This window comes from Photobacterium makurazakiensis (assembly GCF_050336715.1).
Taxonomy (GTDB): Bacteria; Pseudomonadota; Gammaproteobacteria; order Enterobacterales; family Vibrionaceae; genus Photobacterium; species Photobacterium makurazakiensis.
Genome location: NZ_JAKJSJ010000057.1, coordinates 26,243 through 45,509, shown reverse-complemented (window position 1 = coordinate 45,509; position 19,267 = coordinate 26,243). Strand labels below are relative to the sequence as shown.

Below are 19,267 nucleotides of genomic sequence, written 5' to 3'. Positions count from 1 at the left end.
TATTAAAGGAGTTATCAAATGGGCTAAGTAATACTTTATATAAGGAAAACGATGAAATTAATTGAGGTAAGTATTAACTCACCGTTAGGAGTTAGGAGTTAGGAGTTAGGATTAGGCGTCATTATTATTTTGAACCTTGCACTAGTGCAAGGTTAGTCAAACATTGCTTATCTACTGTTTATAACACCTCTTAAAAACACCTACTTATTACCTGTGTTTTATATGACTGATTTTTCATACATGAATGCTAAATTTCGTTTGCACACCATAAATATGCGACTAATCTCATATTTGAGTCATTTTTAATTACCCAAAAGGATATTCGTATGGCTGACACTAAAAAACCTGAAGGAACAACTAACTACGAAGCAGGAACAGAAAGTGAGGACTTTATTGTTGGTAGCCAAGACAATGATTTAGTCACCGCTGGTGACGGTGATGACATTGTTCTGGGTGGTGACGGTGATGATCAGCTATACGGTGAATCCGGTGATGATGTATTGGAAGGTGATGCGGGCGATGACACGATTGCAGGTGGCGATGGTGATGATTTAATTGCTGGTGGTGAAGGCAATGACACGCTTTTTGCTGATAGTGGTGATGACTTAGTTGAAGCAGGTTCTGGCGATGACACTGTTTTTGGCGGTGAAGGCAGTGACAGCATAGATGCTGGTGACGGAAACGATACGGTTTATGGCGGAGAAGGCGATGACATTATCCGCGGCGACTCAGGTAACAACGAGTTATATGGTGAGGCTGGCGATGACAAAATTAGCGCTGGCGATAATGCTTCTAGTTTATTTGGTGGTGAAGGTGACGATCAGCTTACCGGCTCGAATGAGAATGACACTCTAAGTGGTGGTGATGGCAACGATATTCTCTCGGGTAAAGCGGGGAATGACAACCTTGAGGGTGGTGCGGGCAATGACCAACTTATGGGTGGTGCGGGTAACGACACCTTACTTGGTGGTGAAGGCAACGATACTTTAGTTGGTGGTGAAGGCGCAGATCATCTTGCTGGTGGTGCCGGAGATGACCAAATTACCGATGAAGGTGGCGACACCGTTCTTGGTGAAGCTGGGGACGATACCCTTGTTGCGGCAGATTCAGGTAGCCACCAGATTTATGGCGGTGAAGGTAACGATACCCTAGTCGGGGGCGGTGCCAGCGATACCCTGTACGGTGGCGAAGATAACGATACCATTACTGGCGGCGGTGGTGACGATACGCTTTTTGCCGATGAGGGTAATGATAACGTTGAAGCAGGGGCTGGTAACGATACTGTTTTTGCGGGTACAGGCGACGACGTAATCGCGACGGGCGACGGTGCTGATACCGTTTATGGTGAGTCTGGCGCTAATCAGATTGACGCTGGTGCGGGCGATGATCAGGTCTACGGTGGTGTTGATAACGACACAATCACTGCGGGTGAAGGTAACGACACTGTCTATGCTGGCGACGGTAATGACAATGTTGATGGCGGTGCGGGCAATGACCAACTTGAAGGTGGCGCAGGTAACGATATCCTATCTGGTGGTAGCGGTGATGATGTACTGCTCGGCGGGGCTGGAAACGATAATTTAACTGGCGGTGAAGGAACAGACTTCCTTGCTGGCGGTGACGGCGATGACACCATTACGGGTGACGGCAACGATGTATTGTTAGGTGAAGCTGGCGATGACACCTTGATTGCAGCAGCGGAGGGGAGCCATCAGGTTTATGGTGGTGAAGGTGACGATACCTTAGTAGGAAGCGATGCCAACGACACTCTGTATGGTGGCGCCGATGATGACCAATTAACGGGCGGTGGCGGTGACGACCAGCTAGATGGCGGTGCGGGGCGCGACCGTATCTCAGGCGGCGCTGGCGCTGATGTATTACTTGGTGGGGCGGGTAATGACAGCCTATCTGGCGGTGATGGTGACGATAAGCTCTTCGGTGGCGAAGGCGATGACTTGCTAGAAGGCGGCGCAGGTAACGATGAAATTCATGCCGAATCAGGCAGCAATACTATCAATGCTGGCGAAGGTGATGATTCTGTATTTGGTGCCGCGGGTGATGACATTATAGATGGCGGCTTAGGTAATGACAGCCTGCAAGGTTTTGCGGGTAACGATACTATTCGCGGAGGTGAAGGTAACGATGTCATTCAAGGTGGAGAAGGTAACGATGTTCTTTCTGGCGATGCTGGAGACGATACCCTTATCGCAGGTACGGGTGATGACATACTCGATGGTGGAGCAGGTAACGACACCATTTATGCTGAATCCGGCACCAACCAGATAGATGCTGGCGAAGGTGACGATGAGATCTACGGCGGCACTGGTGATGACACCATTGATGCTGGCGAAGGACACGATAAGGTTTTCGCTGGTGAAGGAGATGATGTCATCAATGCTGGCAGCGGCGATGACTTCGTTGATGCAGGTGATGGTGATGACGTCATTGTGGGTGGGGAAGGTAACGATGTGTTATTCGGTGGTGCGGGTAATGACCGCATCACGGGTGGACAAGGCAGTGACTTCTTGGCTGGTGGAGCTGGTAATGATCACCTAACCGATAGTGGCGGTGATGTCCTTCTTGGTGAAGAAGGCGACGATACTATGGTCGCTGCAGCAACGGGTAGTCATAACATCTATGGTGGTTCAGGCGACGATACCCTGATTGGTAGTGATGCTAGCGATACTCTTTATGGTGGTGCCGACGACGATACCATCACTGGTGGTGGTGGCGATGATGTGCTGTTTGCGGGTGAAGGCAACGACAAAATTGATGCGGGTGAAGGCAATGACACTGTTTATGGTGAAGCCGGTAATAACACCATAGATCTCGGAGAAGGCAATAATACCCTTTATGGTGGCTCGGGTAGTGACACAGCTGTTGCTGGCTCTGGCGATGATTTGATGTACGGCGGCGAGGGTGACGATAACCTTTCTGGCGGTGCAGGTAATGATCAATTAGAAGGTGGGGCAGGTAACGACACCTTAGATGGCGGTGAAGGTGATGACCTGCTACTCGGTGGCGAAGGCAATGACACCCTGTTGGGCGGCGATGGTGACGACAAACTCTTCGGTGGGGAGGGAAATGATCACCTAGAAGGTGGTGCCGGTAATGATGAAATTCATGGCGAACTTGGTGATAACACCATTTTGGCAGGTGCTGGAGACGACGTTGTATTCGGTGGTACGGGTAACGATACTATCGATGGTGGTGAAGGTAACGATCATCTTGAAGGTGGTGCTGGTAATGATGTTATCAGTGGTGGTGAGGGTAATGACTTCATCGATGGCGGTGAAGGTAACGACAAGCTATCGGGGGGTGCAGGAGATGACACGATTGTCACTGGCCTTGGCGACGACAAGGTAGATGCTGGCGCAGGCAATGATGCCATTTATGCTGAAGGTGGTACTAACCAAATCGACGCTGGTGCAGGCGATGACCAAGTTTATGGTGGCACAGGCGATGACACCATCACTGCTGGTGAAGGTCACGATACCGTCTATGGCGGTGCTGGTAATGACCAGATCGATGGTGGTCAAGGCAACGATGTGCTATTCGCTGGCGCAGGTGATGATAAAGTCACTGGCGGTGAAGGCAACGATGAAATCTATGCTGGCGAAGGTAACGATAATATTGATGCTGGCGCGGGTGACGATACCGTTTACGGTGAAGCCGGTAATAACACCATTAACTTAGGTGAAGGTAATAATACCCTGTTTGGTGGCTCTGGTGATGATATTGCAACAGCTGGTAGCGGTGATGACGTAATGCACGGTGGCGCTGGTAATGATCAGCTAAGCGCAGGCGCAGGGAATGACCACGTTGAAGGTGGTGAGGGCGACGACAAAATTGACGGCGGCGCAGGTGATGACTTGCTGTTTGGTGGCACAGGCAACGACACCATCGCTGGTGGTGAAGGTGACGATAAGATCTTCGGCGGTGAGGGTGATGACACCTTAGAAGGCGGGGCAGGTAACGATGAGATTCATGGTGAATCGGGTGCCAATACCATTGATGCAGGTGCCGGGGATGACTTTGTTTATGGTGGTGTAGATAACGATACGATCACGGCTGGCGAAGGGAATGACTCCGTATTTGCCGGTGACGGTAATGATGTTATCGATGCAGGCGCAGGCGATGATTTTGTTGATGCTGGCGCAGGTAATGACACCATCGAAGGCGGTGCCGGTAACGATGTGCTATATGGTGGCGCAGGCGATGACAAGATGATTGGTGGTGAAGGTAATGACTTCCTCGCTGGTGGTGAAGGTAACGACTACATGGTCGATGATGGTGGCGATGTCTTACTCGGTGAGGCTGGCGATGACACCATGATCGCTTCTGATAGTGGTAGTCAGCACATCTACGGTGGTGAAGGTAATGATACGCTGGTCGGTGGCGCAGGGAATGACACCTTATACGGTGGCGCCGATAACGATAATATCACTGGCGGTGCGGGCAACGATACATTGTTCGCCGGCTCGGGTGATGACACGATCAACGCTGGCGAAGGCGATGATGTGGTTTATGGTGAAGCTGGCAACAACACCATTGATTTAGGTGATGGTAATAACACCTTGTTTGGTGGTTCTGGTGATGATACTGCAACAGCAGGTGCTGGCAATGACTTAATGTACGGCGGTGAGGGGAACGATAACCTTTCAGGCGGTGCAGGTGATGACCAACTTGAAGGTGGCGCGGGTAACGACCAACTACAAGGTGGTGAGGGTAATGACCTACTGTTTGGTGGCGAAGGTGATGACAAGCTATCAGGTGGTGAAGGCGACGATAAACTGTTTGCTGGTGAAGGTAATGACACCCTAGATGGTGGTGCGGGTAATGATGAAATTCACGCTGAAGCCGGTGATAACACGATATCAGCGGGTGAAGGTAATGACGTTGTTTATGGTGGTACTGGTGCAGATACTATTGATGGTGGAGCGGGTGACGATCGCTTAGAAGGTGGCGCAGGCAATGACACCATCAGCGGTGGTGAAGGCGATGACATTATTGACGGTGGCGAAGGTGACGATAACCTTTCTGGCGGCCGTGGTAATGACACCATCAGATCGATGTCGGGAAATAATACTGTTGATGCAGGTGAAGGTAACGACACTGTGACAACTGGTGCCGGTAATGACGTAATTGATGCTGGTGACGGTGATAATGTTATTGATGCTGGCGAGGGTAATAACCAAGTCACCGCAGGTGCTGGACGCGATCAGATTAATACAGGATCAGGTGACGATCGCATTAGCTCAGGCGATGGTAGTGATGTGATCAACGCAGGTGATGGTAACAACCAGATTGATGCAGGTGCTGGCAGTGACACCATTCTAACTGGTGCGGGTAATGACACTATCGTCGCTGGTGAAGGCAACGATGTGATTCGTTCTGGTGCTGGTGATGACAATATCGATGGTGGTGAAGGGCGCGATACTATTTATGCTGGAGATGGCAATGACACCATAGCAGGCGGTGAGGGTAATGATCGCCTATATGGCCAAGACGGTGATGACACTATCGATGGTGGTGCGGGTGATGACTATCTGGTTGGTGGAGAAGGCAATGACACCATTACCGGAGGCGAAGGGGACGATACCATTAAAGGAGACGCTGGTGACGATGTCTTAAGTGGTGGTGCCGGTGATGATCTCGTCTTTGGTGGTGAAGGTAACGATACCCTTGATGGTGGCAGTGGCATTGACCAATTATTTGCTGGTGACGGTGACGATATTTTGGTTTACGACAGTGAAGACCTTGCTGGTAGCGGTGGTGATAGCGTTACTTACAGCGGCGGCGATGGTTTCGATGTGCTGACTGTTGGTGCTGACAGCGGCGGCCAAAGTATCGATATGACCCAAACCGCATTCCAAGAAATTGAAGCAGTTAATTTAGATGTCAGCGATGCACAAATAAAACTGGCTTTGGATAACGTACTGGATAATGACGGTGCTGGTGATGTAAGTGGCAACTTTGTAGTTCAGGGCGCTGAAGAGGTGGAGTTAGAAGGCGATGGCTGGTCACTAACCGGTACAACCAATGATATGTCAGCAGAGCTACTTGAGTCGCTAGAAGGCAGTGATATTGATGCTGAAGCACTTAATGGCTACACCTTTAGCAATGAAGAGGGACAAGAAGTCACGATTTGGAGCGACAGTGATGCTGATAGCATCAGCTTCAATGGTTCAGATCTGTAAAGTGATAAAGCCCAGAGCTTAGCTCTGGGCTTTTCTTTACTTCGACATGCTCACAGGATGTGAGTAACGGAGGTATACCTTGCTTCGAAATGAATTGAAAAAAGCATTCGGCTTTTGCCGTCGAGATCTACGTTATGTTGGCCTATTCAGTCTTGCCATTAACTTTCTAGTCTTAACGCTACCTATGTACAGCTTACAGTTGTTTGATCGAGTTATGGGTAGCAGCAGTATTGACACATTAGTTGCGTTAGTCGTTATTGCCGTTGGCTTGTTAACCGTTCAAGCAGCGCTCGAGCATACTCGAACTGTATTGCTACAAAAATCAGGCCTAAAGCTAGATGAACGTCTTAGTCCATTTATGCTTTCAGAGAGTATTCGCCGCTCATCCACATCCAATCGTATCCAAAAACAGGGATTACAAGATTTAACCGAAGTGAAAAACTTATTGGTTAATCCATCACTAGCCGCGGTTTTTGATATTCCTTGGGTTCCTATCTTTTTACTCATTCTATTTATGCTTCACCCTGTTATTGGCATGATTGCGCTAATGGGTATGGCGGTGTTTATTGGGTTGTCTACTGTTGTGATGCTAGCGGCAAAGAAACCGAATGAGGAATCCCAAAGTCTCACAAATCGAACCAATATGGAGCTAAATGATTACCTACGTAATGCACCCATGTTGCGAGCGATGGGCATGGCAAATGATATTGGCCGAGTCTGGCAAGACAAAAACTCAGAGTTGCTTCAGTTACAGTGGTCGCTGAACTCAAAAATCGGCAAAGTGCTCACTTTTAGTCGTTATGCTCGTACCATTTTGCAAATAGCAGTGCTCACAGCAGGGGTGTACTTGGCGATAAACCAAGAGTTGGGTGCTGGGGCAATAATTGCCAGTTCTATTATTATGTCACGAGTATTAGCTCCCTTTGAGCAGGCCGTCATGGGCTGGAAAAGCTGGTTAAGTGGGTTTAAGGCATATCGGCGCTTAAAAGAGATGGATGATGATTACGCTCACGCGAAAACAGCCCTGCCAGAGCCTAAAGGTGAACTCAACTTACAGAATATTTCGGTTCGAATGAAAGGGCACAAAAAGCCTATTCTGCAGAATATAAATTTCAAGCTAGGTGGTGGTCACGCGTTGGCAATCATGGGGAATTCGGGTTCAGGCAAATCGACCTTAGCCTCTGTCATCATGGGTATCGTAAAACCCGCAGCGGGCAGTATTAAGATTGATGGGGCAGACATTGAGCAGTGGCCGGAAGATCAATTTGGTCAGCATATCGGGTTCTTACCGCAGGATGTTGGATTGTTGGCTGGCACCGTTGCGGAAAACATTTGTCGATTTTCTGATGCAAGTGACGAATCAATTATTCATGCCGCTCAGCTAGCCTGTATTCATGAACTGATTGTCTCATTGCCACAGGGGTATGATACTTACTTAGGTGAAGGTGGAGCGCAGCTTTCTGGTGGGCAGCGTCAGCGTATTGGCCTCGCTAGGGCTATTTTTTCAAACCCAAGTATCTTGATCCTCGATGAACCCAATTCAAACCTCGATCCTGAGGGTGAAATCGCACTCTCTATCGTGTTGCAATATTGTAAGGAAAATAAAATTACCGTCGTGATGATAAGTCACCGTCCTGGGTTCTTGCGTCAGATGGACTGGGTTATCTTCCTGAATGAAGGGAAAATTGAAAAAGCAGGTACTTGTGACAAATTCTTAGGTGCAATTGGTGGCATTGACGACAAAAAAGCCGTTGAGAAGTCCAAGTCTAAAGTGGTAATGAGAAAACAGGGAGGTGCAGCATGAAGTCAGTTAGCTTTGATACCAATAAGCCCATTATAGCTGGATGCCTGTTGATCCTCTTTGGTGTGGTTGGCTTCTTCGTATGGTCAATGACCGCGAAACTGAATGCCGCCTCAATTGCTAGCGGTACGATTGTGGTGGAATCTCAGCGCAAGAAAGTTCAGCACTTACAGGGGGGCTGGGTAAAGGCTATTTATGTTACTGAAGGGCAAAAAGTCAGTAAAGGGGATGTGTTGCTTGAACTTGCAAATAGTAAAGCAGAAGCCGACTTTTCGCGCTTATCCATTAAACACTACACCTTACTCACCCAGCAAGCGGAGATTAAGGCTGAACTTGATAGCAGCCAAGCTGCTGTAGATTGGCCAAAGAGTGATGGCCATTGGGCGTTAGCCCCGACCGAAGCAAATAGCATCTTAAATACTCAAATCATCAAACATCAACAAAGCTTGATGAAAGAGCAGCTAAGAAATAGTTATTACCAACAAAAGCGTCAATTGTTAGTTGAACAGCTACAAGGTAACCGTTTACAAGTCACGGCAGTAAAAACTCAGTTTGAGTTGATTAATGAAGAAATTGATATGACGAAAGGCTTAGCCACTAAAGGTTACGTCTCGAAAACAAAGATGTTGGAGCTAAAACGACATCGTGCAACGGTACAGGCTAAGTTGGCCGAGCTTAATTCAGAAACGGAGCTAGCAGCGCAGAAAATCTCATCACTCGAGTATGACTATAAAACTGAAACAGCAGAAATGCGGTCAGGGCTAATGGGCGAACAAGAGAATGTCGGTAGAGAGCTGCGTGATACAGAAAAAGCCTTAATAGCGGCTAGCGAAGTGAGGGATAGAATAACGATCCGTAGTGAGCATGAAGGAACCGTCGTGGGGATGAATGTTCATAGTATTGGCGGTGTCGTTAATTCAGGCGATGTCATTATGGAAATTGTACCGGATAGCGATGATTTAATTATTGAAGCGGTACTTAAATCAGAAGATATTGATGTTGTTCACCAAGGGTTAGCGGCAAAGGTAAGATTGAGCGCATACAACGCACGTAAAACTCCGCCAGTAAATGGTGAAGTGATTTATGTCGCAGCAGATAAAATTGAACCGAAGAATGCGCAAGAACAAAGTGGATATTTGATTAAAGTCCGGTTGAATGCAGAGCAGATTGCTTCAATGGAAGATATTGAACTTTATCCTGGAATGCCCACAGAAGTATTTGTTTTGTTGGAAAGCCGGACACTATGGGATTATCTAACCGCTCCATTAATGAGCTCTTATTATCGGGCGTTTAAAGAAGTATAAAGTGTCAGTGTTAGTACAGACATAATAAAAAAAGACACAAGGTGTGCTGCCTCGTGTCTTTTTTATTTTTGGGGTATTTGCGAGCGTTTTCTTATTTGAGTAATTGTTGTTACCCCGTATGTTGAATTTATAGTCAATGCCGCCTATGTTTTTTGCATCTAGATAAAATAAAAAAGCGAGAATACGGATGGATTCAATAGCTAATTTTATTTCTGTAATTAATGGTTTTGTCTGGGGTGTACCAATGTTGGTACTTATCCTTGGGGTTGGCATATACCTCACGCTCGGCTTGAAACTAATGCCGATTGTAAAAATAGGATCAGGCTTTAAACTCCTTTGGTCAGGCCGGATCCCAGAAAAGGAAGAAAACGTAAAAGGTGAAATTAGTCCATTTAACGCTTTAATGACCTCATTATCTGCCACTATCGGTACGGGGAATATAGCCGGTGTTGCCACTGCAATATTTTTAGGTGGGCCTGGCGCATTGTTTTGGATGTGGTGTACTGCGCTTGTCGGCATGGCAACGAAGTTTGCAGAAGCAGTATGTGCGGTGAAATATCGTGAAACGGATGCTAACGGCAACCATGTTGGTGGCCCTATGTATTACATCAAAAATGGACTTAGCAGCAAGTGGGCGTGGCTGGGTACGGCGTTTGCTATTTTTGGTGGGCTAGCCGGATTTGGTATTGGTAACACGGTACAGTCTAATTCTGTCGCTGCTGCTGTTGAATCAAGTTTCGGTGTTTCTCCCATGGTATCTGGCCTAGTTATGATGGTTTTGGTCGGTCTAGTTCTTATGGGGGGGATAAAGCGAATTGCCGATGTTGCCGGTAAGCTAGTACCATTGATGGCTGCTTTTTATATCGCTTCAGGAATTATCGTTTTAGCGATGAATGCCTCAGAGCTTCCCGCTGCTTTTAGTTTGATTATTACCAGTGCGTTTACACCCGTTGCTGCACAGGGAGGCTTTGCTGGTGCAGCTGTATGGGCTGCGATTAGATTCGGTGTCGCCCGTGGTATTTTCTCGAATGAAGCCGGGTTAGGTAGTGCGCCTATTGCACATGCCGCCGCACAAACTAAAAACCCTGTAGCGCAAGGGCTGGTGGCAATGCTTGGTACATTTATTGATACCATTGTTGTTTGTAGTATCACAGGTTTAGCCATTGTTGTATCAGGGACGTGGCAAAGTGGTGAAACGGGCGCAGCATTGACATCGGCGGCATTTGCTTCTGCACTGCCAGGTATAGGAAATTACGTGGTGGCAATAGCCTTATCTATCTTTGCCTTTACAACCATATTAGGCTGGAGTTTTTATAGTGAAAAGTGTGTCCAGTATCTCTTTGGTGTTAAGGCGATAGTCCCGTTTCGGGTGTTGTGGATTGTCGCAGTGCCCATTGGGGCAACCAGTTCATTAGAGTTTATTTGGTTATTGGCCGATACGTTGAATGCCATGATGGCGATCCCGAATTTGATAGCGTTGCTATTGCTAAGCCCCGTTGTATTTAAGTTAACAACGGAATACTTTACATTGCTGGCGCAAGAAAAACTGGAAAAGTCGGGTAAGGAATAATGCTCGTTAAATCTTTATAGTAGCTTTAAAGCCTGCTCACTGAGCAGGCTTTTGACCATTTGTAACTCCAATTACATGCTTATAAGGGTATAAAGCATGCGTGTAGTCATGGTTAAAAATGCTATCGAATAGCTGCTCTAACACATCACCCCCCTCAACATAAATGCAGTTAAGCCGCTGGGGATTTGGCGCTGTAATCCCAAATAATGAACTATATTCAAATACAAATTTAGTGGCTAATTATCAAGGCAAATGGTGCTGGTAGTTGTTCGAACATCTCAAGTGGCCAAGAAGGTAGTTGCATGAAAGCTTCAGATTTATTAGTGAAGGCGTTAGAAAATGAAGGGGTTGAGTACATCTTTGCCGTTCCTGGTGAAGAAAACCTTGATGTACTGGAATCACTTAAAGACTCTTCTATTGAGTTGGTTCTAACGCGCCATGAGCAAGGAGCTGGCTTTATGGCTGCGACCTATGGTCGCCTGACAGGAAAAGCAGGAGTCTGTATGGCAACACTAGGCCCTGGTGCTACCAACTTTTCGACACCTGCGGCCTATGCTCACCTCGGTGCATTTCCACTCATCATGATCACAGGACAAAAACCGATTAAAGCATCGAAACAAGGGCAGTTTCAGATCATTGATGTGGTTAAGCTGTATGAGCCTATTTGTAAGTTAAGCAAGCAAATTGTTCACGGTAATACTATTCCTTCTCTGGTTAGAGAAGCATTTAGAAGAGCTGAAGAGGAGCGGCCTGGTGCCATTCTTCTTGAGTTGCCTGAAGATATTGCCGCTGAAGAGACCAATGCAAAAATTATAAAATCGAGTGTGCGCCAATATGCCGTGGCAGATGAATATGTGCTTGATGAAGCGGTAAATAAGATCAAATCTGCTAACCAGCCATTGATCCTTCTGGGGGCTGGGGCTAATAGAAAAACAGCTTGGAAAGCATTAGAGCACTTTGCCAGTGACACCGGTATTTATTTTTTTAATACCCAGATGGGGAAAGGTGTGGCTGATGAACGTTGTAATTTTTTTCTAGGAACAGCTGCACTTTCTGAAAACGACTATCTACACTGTGCTGTTGCGAGGGCGGATTTAATTATTAATATTGGCCATGATGTGGTCGAAAAACCACCATTCTTCATGTCCGACAATGATAAAACAGTGATCCATTTAAATTACAAATCGGCTCAAGTCGATGAGGTGTATTTCCCTCAACTTGAATTAGTGGGCGACATTAGTCGAACCGTTGAACGCCTTAGCGAAAAACTGGCTGGTTGGAAGTGCCCTGAAGTGGCGTACTTTAAGCGGATTAAGGGCGAGATTGACCACCACACAGCAAAAGGCAACCAAGACGATTCATTTCCGATAACGCCACAAAGGCTTGTTGCTGATACCCGCAAGGTGATGGGCGAAGATGGGATTATCGCCCTAGATAACGGTATCTATAAAATTTGGTTTGCCCGAAATTATAAAGCCTATTATCCCAATACCGTATTGCTAGACAACGCATTAGCCACAATGGGTGCAGGATTGCCGTCGGCTATGATGGCAGCTCAGCTTAATCCTGGAAAACGAGTATTAGCCATTTGTGGTGATGGTGGTTTCATGATGAATTCACAAGAACTAGAAACCGCAAAGCGAATAGGATTAAACCTAGTCGTAATGGTACTCAATGATGGTTCCTATGGGATGATTCGGTGGAAGCAACAAGTTGCGGGCTTCACTGATTGGGGACTGGAATTTATGAACCCAGACTTTGTGTTATATGCACAAGCTTATGGTGTTATGGGACACCGGGTTACCAGTGCTGCAAGCTTTGAGAGCATCATGAACAATGCTTTTGAGGAGGGCGGCGTACATTTGGTTGATGTACCAGTAGATTATACTGCTAACAAAACAGTATTGATTGAAGAGTTAGCCTCGAAGGTTTGTTTACTATGACTCAAATTAATGTTGAAAATCCTTATAACCAAGCCGTAATTGACCAGGTTACACTTTCTAGCTGGAGTGAGTTAGATTCGTTTTTACAACAAGCCCATGAGACGTTTGTTGATAAAGCGCAGCGCACGCCAGCCCATGAGCGGATAGCGATACTAAATAGATGTGCTCAGCTAATGCGAGAGCAAAAAGATGATCTAGCGATGCTTATTGCTAGCGAAGGCGGCAAGCCTTTGACAGATGCTCAGGTAGAGGTCGACCGGGCAATTGATGGTGTGGAGCTTTGTGCCAAAGAGTTACTGAACTTAAAGGGTGAGCAGATCCCGATGGATTTGACTGCCGCGGGTTCGGGTAGATTGGCATTTACTTATCGCGAACCAATTGGTCCTGTTGTCGCGGTATCTGCTTTTAATCACCCGCTGAATTTGATTGTTCATCAAGTGGCGCCAGCAGTTGCGGTAAACTGTCCGATCTTAATTAAACCTGCCAATGATACCCCTTTAAGCGCAAAAAAATTTGTAGAATTACTTTATCAAGCAGGGCTAGAGCCTAAATGGTGCCGTTTCTTTTTGGCTAAAAGAGAAGATACAGAACGATTGGTGAGCGATCCAAGAACGGCTTTCTTCTCCTTTATAGGTTCGCCAAAAGTGGGGTGGTATTTACGAAGTCAATTAGCTCCTGGTACCCGTTGTGCATTGGAGCATGGTGGTGCAGCGCCAGTGATTATTGATCATACCGTTGATATCGACGCTATTTTACCTTCTATCGTTAAAGGTGGCTTTTATCACTCAGGGCAAGTTTGCGTCTCGATACAACGTATTTTCGTGGCTAACACCATTGTTGAAGAGTTTACGGATAAATTGGTTAAGCGAGTAAAAAAACTAGTCGTTGGTGATGCAAGAAAAGCAGATACCGACTGCGGTCCATTAATTCGCCCCGCAGAGTGCCAGCGCGTATCTGAATGGGTTGAAGAAGCAAGAAGCGGTGGCGCCGACATTTTGATCGGCGGGCGTGCGCTGTCTGCGACATTGTATGAACCAACGGTAATACTTAACCCTGCCGAGACCCTTAATGTTTCGTTAAAAGAAATTTTTGGCCCTGTAGTGTGTGTGTATGGTTTTGATCAGATCACCGATGCTTATCGACGCGCGAACGACGTTCCATTTTCCTTTCAAGCCGCAGTATACAGCAATGCTTTAGAGACAGTTTTACAGGCTCAGCATGCGTTAGAGGCCTCTGCGGTAATGATTAATGATCACTCAGCCTTTAGGGTTGATTGGATGCCATTCGCAGGGCGAAAGCAATCAGGTTATGGCGTTGGTGGAATTCCCTACACAATGCGAGATTTCACCGAAGAGAAAATGGTGGTCATTAAGTTACCTATACTGCCTTTGTGAAAATAGTGTAGTCATTACTATTTACTCTCTGTTAGGGCGAATTGTGATTCAAGTTTCTGAAACAAAGAGTCAACGACAATAGCAATGAGAGCCACAATGATTCCGCCTTGAAGTAAGAACGCCATATTGTCAGTTAGTAACCCTGCAATAATGACTTCCCCTAGGCCTTTGGCAGCAACGGTTGAGCCTATGGTTGCGGTGCCGATACTGACTATGGCTGAAATTCGTATTCCGGCGATGATGATAGGCATCGCCAGTGGTAATTCGACATGAAGTAGTTGCTGTCGCGAACTCATTCCCATTCCACGGGCTGCTTCGAGTACGTTTTTTGGGGTTTGCTGAAGACCTGTAACTGTATTCTCGAATATCGGTAATAAACCATATAGAAACAACGCGATGAAGGTTGGCTTCAGGCCAAATCCAAGCGACGGAATCGCTAACGCGAGTACCGCAACTGGCGGAAAAGTCTGGCCTAAATTGGCAACGGCTCTTGCCAAAGGGAGGAAGTCTTTACCTGATGGGCGTGTTACCAGAATGCCGCAAAGCACTGCAACGGCAGTCGCAGTAGAAATTGACAATAAGACGACGAGTAAATGCCAGCCAATTAGGTTGAGAAAACTATCACGGTAATAAATAGTAGGCGCATTATTTTGGTTAAATGAGGCAAGGTAAGGCTCTAGAAGCTCCATTCTGAAGGTCAATAATAGCAGCAAGGCTAGGGGGATGATCAGCCCTAGCCATTGTTTGTATGAATGAGAGTTCATCGTTTTGCACCCTTACAAAGCATATCTTCAAGCGATACTGTACCTACTATCGTACCAATGTCATTCACAACAGGGAGTACCTTAGTGCTCTCCCAGATATGCAATGAAACGGCATCACGTAAGTTTGTGTTATGCGATATTTTGGGGCCATCAATAGTCGTGGGTAAGTATTGGGCGCTTGTCATAACATCAGCAACTTTAGTCAGTGACAATAAACGCAAAGATCGATCTAATCCACCAACAAGATCACGAACAAAACCCTCTTCAGGTTGACGAAGAAGGGACTCTGGTGAACTGAACTGCAACAGTCGTCCTTTATCCATTACCGCAATGACATCGGCCATTTTTATCGCTTCTTCAATGTCATGAGTTACCATAATTGTGGTAATACCCAAGAGCTTTTGAATGCTTAAAAGTTCGGCTTGTAAGTGCTCTCTAGTTAATGGGTCCAAAGCGCCAAAAGGCTCATCCATTAACAGTAATTCAGGTTTAGCCGCTAAGGCACGCGCGACACCTACCCTCTGCTGCTCACCGCCAGAAAGTTGATGGGGGAATTTTTTAGAAAAAAGCTGAAAATCCAAGTGGAAAAGATCCAATAATTCTCTAACTCGCGCTGTTATTTCAGCCTTATTCCAATTAAGCAGCGATGGAACCGTTGCGATATTTTCAAAAACAGTTCTATGGGGAAATAATCCTACGCCTTGAATGGCATAGCCGATACGACGTCTTAGTTTATCATTTGGTAGATGAGAGACATCTTGATTATTAATGAGTACCTTACCAGAGCTCGGTTCCGTTAAGCGATTTATCATTCTTAACGTGGTCGACTTCCCACACCCTGAAGTGCCGATTAGCATACAGAATTGGCCGGTTTCAACTTTAAAGGAAACGTCGTTTACGGCATGTTGGTCACCGAATTGTTTACATAATGCTTGAACTTCAATCATGGTCGGTCATCTTTGAGTATTGCAATAACAGTATCAATCAGTATCGCGGAAAGAAAAGAAAGAAAGAGGGTAGGGATTGCACCTAAAATTACCAGGTCAGTGGCTGTTTGACCAAGCCCTTGGAAAATATACGTACCAAATCCCCCACCACCAATAAGCCCTGCTACAGCAACCAATCCGATATTCATCGTGACGACGACTCGAAAGCCTGACAAAATAATGGGGAGTGCCAGAGGAAATTCAATTTTAAATAGAATTTGGCGTGCGTTCATTCCCATACCATAAGCAGCGTCGAGTGTTTTTGAGTCTAATTTGTCGAACCCTACAGCAGTATTACTCACGATAGGAAGTAAGGAGTAGAAGAATAAAGCGATTACCGCAGGTGCGGCTCCTATGCCTCGAATACCATATTCTGATAATACTGGATAAGTTGAAGCCAGATAGCTGAGTGGGATCATGAGGATCCCAAACATGGCTAGGCTCGGTATTGTCTGCAATAAGTTAAGTATTGGAAAAATAATCGCTCGAACTGTTTTTGAACGATGGCACTTTATACCAAGTGGGATCCCTATAATAAGCGCGGGTATTATACTGCCGAATGAAAGCTGTAAGTGACGGATAGCCTGTTGCCAAAAAGTGTGTTGATTTTGATATTCTTTAATGATGGACAAGTCATCCCAAGTTCCTGATATTAAAAGAGTTGCGATAGCCGCCAGATAACAGGTAATTAAACTTAGGCGTTTTAAAGGTGTAACCTGAAGCTTAATAAGCGCATCTGTAATTAATAATGCTAAAAAGAAGCTGCTTAACCAAAAACTACTGTCTAATGAAGCTCGCGCAAAAGGAAGGGCTTCTGCCAGTGATTCTGTTGCAGTAATACCAGCAAGATATATCAGGTAAAATGCAGCAGCTGAACTAACCATTAGTTGGGTTTTTAGCGTGTTAGCATTAGAGGCACTTACGAAGATACAGCCAGCAAGCAAGAGTAAAACAATAAGATGAACGGGCCCTAGAATATCATTCAGGAATAGCCCCTCTCCGGGAATGATACGGTTTGGTTGAAGGCTGATAAAAGGCAGGGCAAACAGCGAGAGCAACAAAAGTACACTCACTGTTAGACCTAGCTTATCAAGAGATAAGAATTTCAATCGTGTTCCTTGATACAAGTTAAATAGTGCAGATATTATTTAATAAATCCTTTTGATTGCAGGTAGCTCTCGGCCACACTTCGCGAACTTTCTCCGCCAATAGCGATACGGCTGTTTAGGGTCTGCAGTGTGGTAATATCGAGTGAAGCAAAAATAGGGCGTAGGATCTCAGCTATTTCAGGATGTGCTTTGAGGATACTTTCACGGATTAAAGGCGCTGGAGCATAGACTGGCTGTACACCTTTATCATCTTCCATGACAACGAGGCCAACGGAAGCAATAGCCCCATCAGTGCCATATACCATTGCAGTATTGGTTTGATCTGTTTTAAGTGCTGCAGCTCTAATCGTCGCGGCAGTATTGCCACCAGAAAGTACAAGTAACTGGCTTTCTTTCAATTTGAATTCATATACATCTTGAAAAGCAGGTAAAACGGCAGGGTTTGAAACAAACTCCGCGGAAGCCGCTAACTTGATGTTGCCACCACTTGTCACATAACGTCCAAAATCTGACATTGTTTTCAACTGATTAGGCTCGGCGATTTCCTTACGCACAGCCAAAGCCCAAGTGTTGTTTGCATTAGCAGGTGCTAGCCAAATAATCTTATGGGCATCGTAGTCTAATTTTTTGGCCATATCATAGCCTTGGTTGAAGTTTTTCCAGGCTTCATCGGCAGAATTATTGAAGAAAAATGCAGCATTACCGGTGTATTCAGGATAAATATCAATTTCTCCTGCAATCAGAGCCCTACGTACAATCGGTGTTCCCCCTAGCTGCACGCGATCCTCTACATTCAGTCCTGAGTGTTTTAGAGAAAGATAGATAACATTGCCGAGTAAACCACCTTCGGTATCAATCTTTGAAGATACGACAATGGTGTCCTTAGCAAAAACACTAGGAGATGCAGTTAGTGCTAAGGCAAACAAAGCAGAGGCGATTTTACTATTCATCAACATCTTTCCTTATGTAAGTTGATTTTATTCAGTATCAAGGTGCTCAGGTTTAAGTTGCTTATCAGTGAGCCATCGAGCCTAAAATAACTAATTTTACAGTTAGTTACTAGATCTACTATCGTAGTTTGGAATATTTTGGTGCATGCGTTTGTAATGTAATATCGATCTAACGCAATAACACGAACCCGCCATTAATTTCTTTAGTAACAAAAGGTCATTACACCTTTATGGTGTAGATAGGAAAGGATTGGCTTCGAAAAGCCTTTTTACTTGGTGTTGAAAGCCTGTTTACTGAGCAGGCTTTCTTATATACAAAGGGGGGGGGTTATACGAGCTGACCTTGCTGGTAATCTTGAACGGCTTGTTCAATTTCTTCCATGCTATTCATTACAAATGGACCATAATGAACAACAGGCTCGTCAATAGGGATACCTGAAAGTAAAAGCATTCCACTGTCTTTAACGCTATTGATGGCCAAACCTTCTCCATGGTCGAGTAGGGCAAGTTCGCCCACTTTTACTACTTGTCCCTCAATTTCAACACGACCTTTGTAGACATATATCATGGCTTGGAAATCTGGGTTCAGGCAGCTAGATAGCTTTGCTCCTTCGGCTGCTTGCCAATCGGCAATGGTTGTCGGAACGCCAGTTTTTTGAAGTGGGCCGTTAATGGTCTCCCCCTGAACGGTTAGATCTCCAGAAATTAACCGTAGTAACCCATTCTCACCTAATCGTTTTTCAGTAATTGCTTCTGGCTGGAAGTCAGCATATTGGGCTGGCAGCATCTTTTTAGCTGCTGGCAAGTTAATCCAGATTTGGAAGCCATGTAGAGAGCCGTCAGTCACCATCGGCATTTCACTGTGAATCACGCCTTTTCCTGCTGACATCCACTGTGCACCACCATCTCGTAGCTCACCCACGTTTCCCATATGGTCTTTATGCTGGAAGTGGCCGTTTAGCATATATGTGAGAGTTTCTATGCCGCGATGCGGGTGAGCTGGAAAGCCACCGATATAGTCATCAGGGCTTACAGATTTCAACTCATCAATCATTAAAAAAGGTGAAAAGAGACTATTATTAAACCCGTGTACACGCTGGATTTTCACACCGTCACCATCAGACGAAGAGTGTGATTGAATGATTTGCTTAATACGACGAATTGCCATGATCTTCCCCTAAATTGATTGTCTGTTTGTAGTGTAGAAAGCAATCACGACGACCAACAGAGGGTAAAAGCGAACGGC

General features: G+C 45.8%; 11 protein-coding genes. 6 read left to right on the top strand and 5 right to left on the bottom strand.

Annotation, left to right across the window (positions count from 1 at the left end; all coding sequences use genetic code 11):
* Nucleotides 1-326: 326 nt before the first annotated feature.
* The 6 genes from L4D09_RS22355 (at nucleotide 327) to L4D09_RS22330 (ending at nucleotide 14,212) form a co-directional block, all read left to right on the top strand.
* Entirely contained in the window at nucleotides 327-6,200 is a 5,874-nt protein-coding gene (locus tag L4D09_RS22355) for a beta strand repeat-containing protein (protein WP_428459745.1), read from the top strand.
* Between the two features lie 79 nt (nucleotides 6,201-6,279).
* Nucleotides 6,280-8,004 carry a type I secretion system permease/ATPase gene (locus L4D09_RS22350; protein ID WP_428459744.1) on the top strand — a complete coding sequence of 575 codons (1,725 nt, stop codon included), beginning with the start codon at nucleotides 6,280-6,282 and terminating at the stop codon, nucleotides 8,002-8,004.
* A complete protein-coding gene (locus L4D09_RS22345) occupies nucleotides 8,001-9,305 on the top strand; it encodes an HlyD family type I secretion periplasmic adaptor subunit (RefSeq protein WP_428459743.1) in 1,305 nt (434 codons plus the stop codon). Before L4D09_RS22350 ends, L4D09_RS22345 begins: the two co-directional genes overlap by 4 nt.
* Nucleotides 9,306-9,492: 187 nt before the next feature.
* Nucleotides 9,493-10,875, top strand: coding sequence for an alanine/glycine:cation symporter family protein (locus L4D09_RS22340; protein ID WP_428459742.1), 1,383 nt, complete (start codon nucleotides 9,493-9,495; stop codon nucleotides 10,873-10,875).
* Between the two features lie 302 nt (nucleotides 10,876-11,177).
* A complete protein-coding gene (locus L4D09_RS22335) occupies nucleotides 11,178-12,818 on the top strand; it encodes an acetolactate synthase large subunit (RefSeq protein ID WP_428459741.1) in 1,641 nt (546 codons plus the stop codon).
* Nucleotides 12,815-14,212 (top strand): aldehyde dehydrogenase family protein, encoded by a 1,398-nt coding sequence (locus L4D09_RS22330; RefSeq protein WP_428459740.1) that lies wholly within the window; start codon nucleotides 12,815-12,817, stop codon nucleotides 14,210-14,212. The genes L4D09_RS22335 and L4D09_RS22330 overlap by 4 nt, the downstream gene beginning before the upstream one ends.
* Before the next feature lie 17 nt (nucleotides 14,213-14,229).
* On the opposite strand, the gene L4D09_RS22325 is transcribed toward L4D09_RS22330, so the two are convergent.
* The 5 genes from L4D09_RS22325 to L4D09_RS22305 all read right to left on the bottom strand — a co-directional run bounded on the left by L4D09_RS22325 (nucleotide 14,230) and on the right by L4D09_RS22305 (nucleotide 19,189).
* Nucleotides 14,230-14,976: an ABC transporter permease gene (locus L4D09_RS22325; RefSeq protein ID WP_428459739.1), complete on the bottom strand. Its 747-nt coding sequence runs from the start codon at nucleotides 14,974-14,976 to the stop codon at nucleotides 14,230-14,232.
* On the bottom strand, nucleotides 14,973-15,923 hold the full coding sequence (locus L4D09_RS22320; protein ID WP_428459738.1) for an ABC transporter ATP-binding protein: 951 nt from the start codon (nucleotides 15,921-15,923) through the stop codon (nucleotides 14,973-14,975). The genes L4D09_RS22325 and L4D09_RS22320 overlap by 4 nt, the downstream gene beginning before the upstream one ends.
* Nucleotides 15,920-17,071, bottom strand: coding sequence for an ABC transporter permease (locus L4D09_RS22315; RefSeq protein WP_428459737.1), 1,152 nt, complete (start codon nucleotides 17,069-17,071; stop codon nucleotides 15,920-15,922). Before L4D09_RS22315 ends, L4D09_RS22320 begins: the two co-directional genes overlap by 4 nt.
* Nucleotides 17,072-17,106: 35 nt before the next feature.
* Nucleotides 17,107-18,021, bottom strand: coding sequence for a glycine betaine ABC transporter substrate-binding protein OsmF (gene osmF, locus L4D09_RS22310; protein ID WP_428459736.1), 915 nt, complete (start codon nucleotides 18,019-18,021; stop codon nucleotides 17,107-17,109).
* A gap of 328 nt (nucleotides 18,022-18,349) precedes the next feature.
* Complete coding sequence (locus L4D09_RS22305) at nucleotides 18,350-19,189, bottom strand: pirin family protein (RefSeq protein WP_428459735.1); 840 nt, start codon at nucleotides 19,187-19,189, stop codon at nucleotides 18,350-18,352.
* Nucleotides 19,190-19,267: the final 78 nt, after the last annotated feature.

What these genes read in the sequence shown, in the direction of transcription:
- L4D09_RS22335 (WP_428459741.1), top strand. Translation starts at nt 11,178, where the DNA reads ATGAAAGCTTCAGATTTATTAGTGAAGGCGTTAGAAAATGAAGGGGTT.
- L4D09_RS22325 (WP_428459739.1), bottom strand. Translation starts at nt 14,976, where the DNA reads ATGAACTCTCATTCATACAAACAATGGCTAGGGCTGATCATCCCCCTA.
- L4D09_RS22330 (WP_428459740.1), top strand. Translation starts at nt 12,815, where the DNA reads ATGACTCAAATTAATGTTGAAAATCCTTATAACCAAGCCGTAATTGAC.
- osmF (WP_428459736.1), bottom strand. Translation starts at nt 18,021, where the DNA reads ATGAATAGTAAAATCGCCTCTGCTTTGTTTGCCTTAGCACTAACTGCA.
- L4D09_RS22340 (WP_428459742.1), top strand. Translation starts at nt 9,493, where the DNA reads ATGGATTCAATAGCTAATTTTATTTCTGTAATTAATGGTTTTGTCTGG.
- L4D09_RS22305 (WP_428459735.1), bottom strand. Translation starts at nt 19,189, where the DNA reads ATGGCAATTCGTCGTATTAAGCAAATCATTCAATCACACTCTTCGTCT.
- L4D09_RS22355 (WP_428459745.1), top strand. Translation starts at nt 327, where the DNA reads ATGGCTGACACTAAAAAACCTGAAGGAACAACTAACTACGAAGCAGGA.
- L4D09_RS22320 (WP_428459738.1), bottom strand. Translation starts at nt 15,923, where the DNA reads ATGATTGAAGTTCAAGCATTATGTAAACAATTCGGTGACCAACATGCC.
- L4D09_RS22345 (WP_428459743.1), top strand. Translation starts at nt 8,001, where the DNA reads ATGAAGTCAGTTAGCTTTGATACCAATAAGCCCATTATAGCTGGATGC.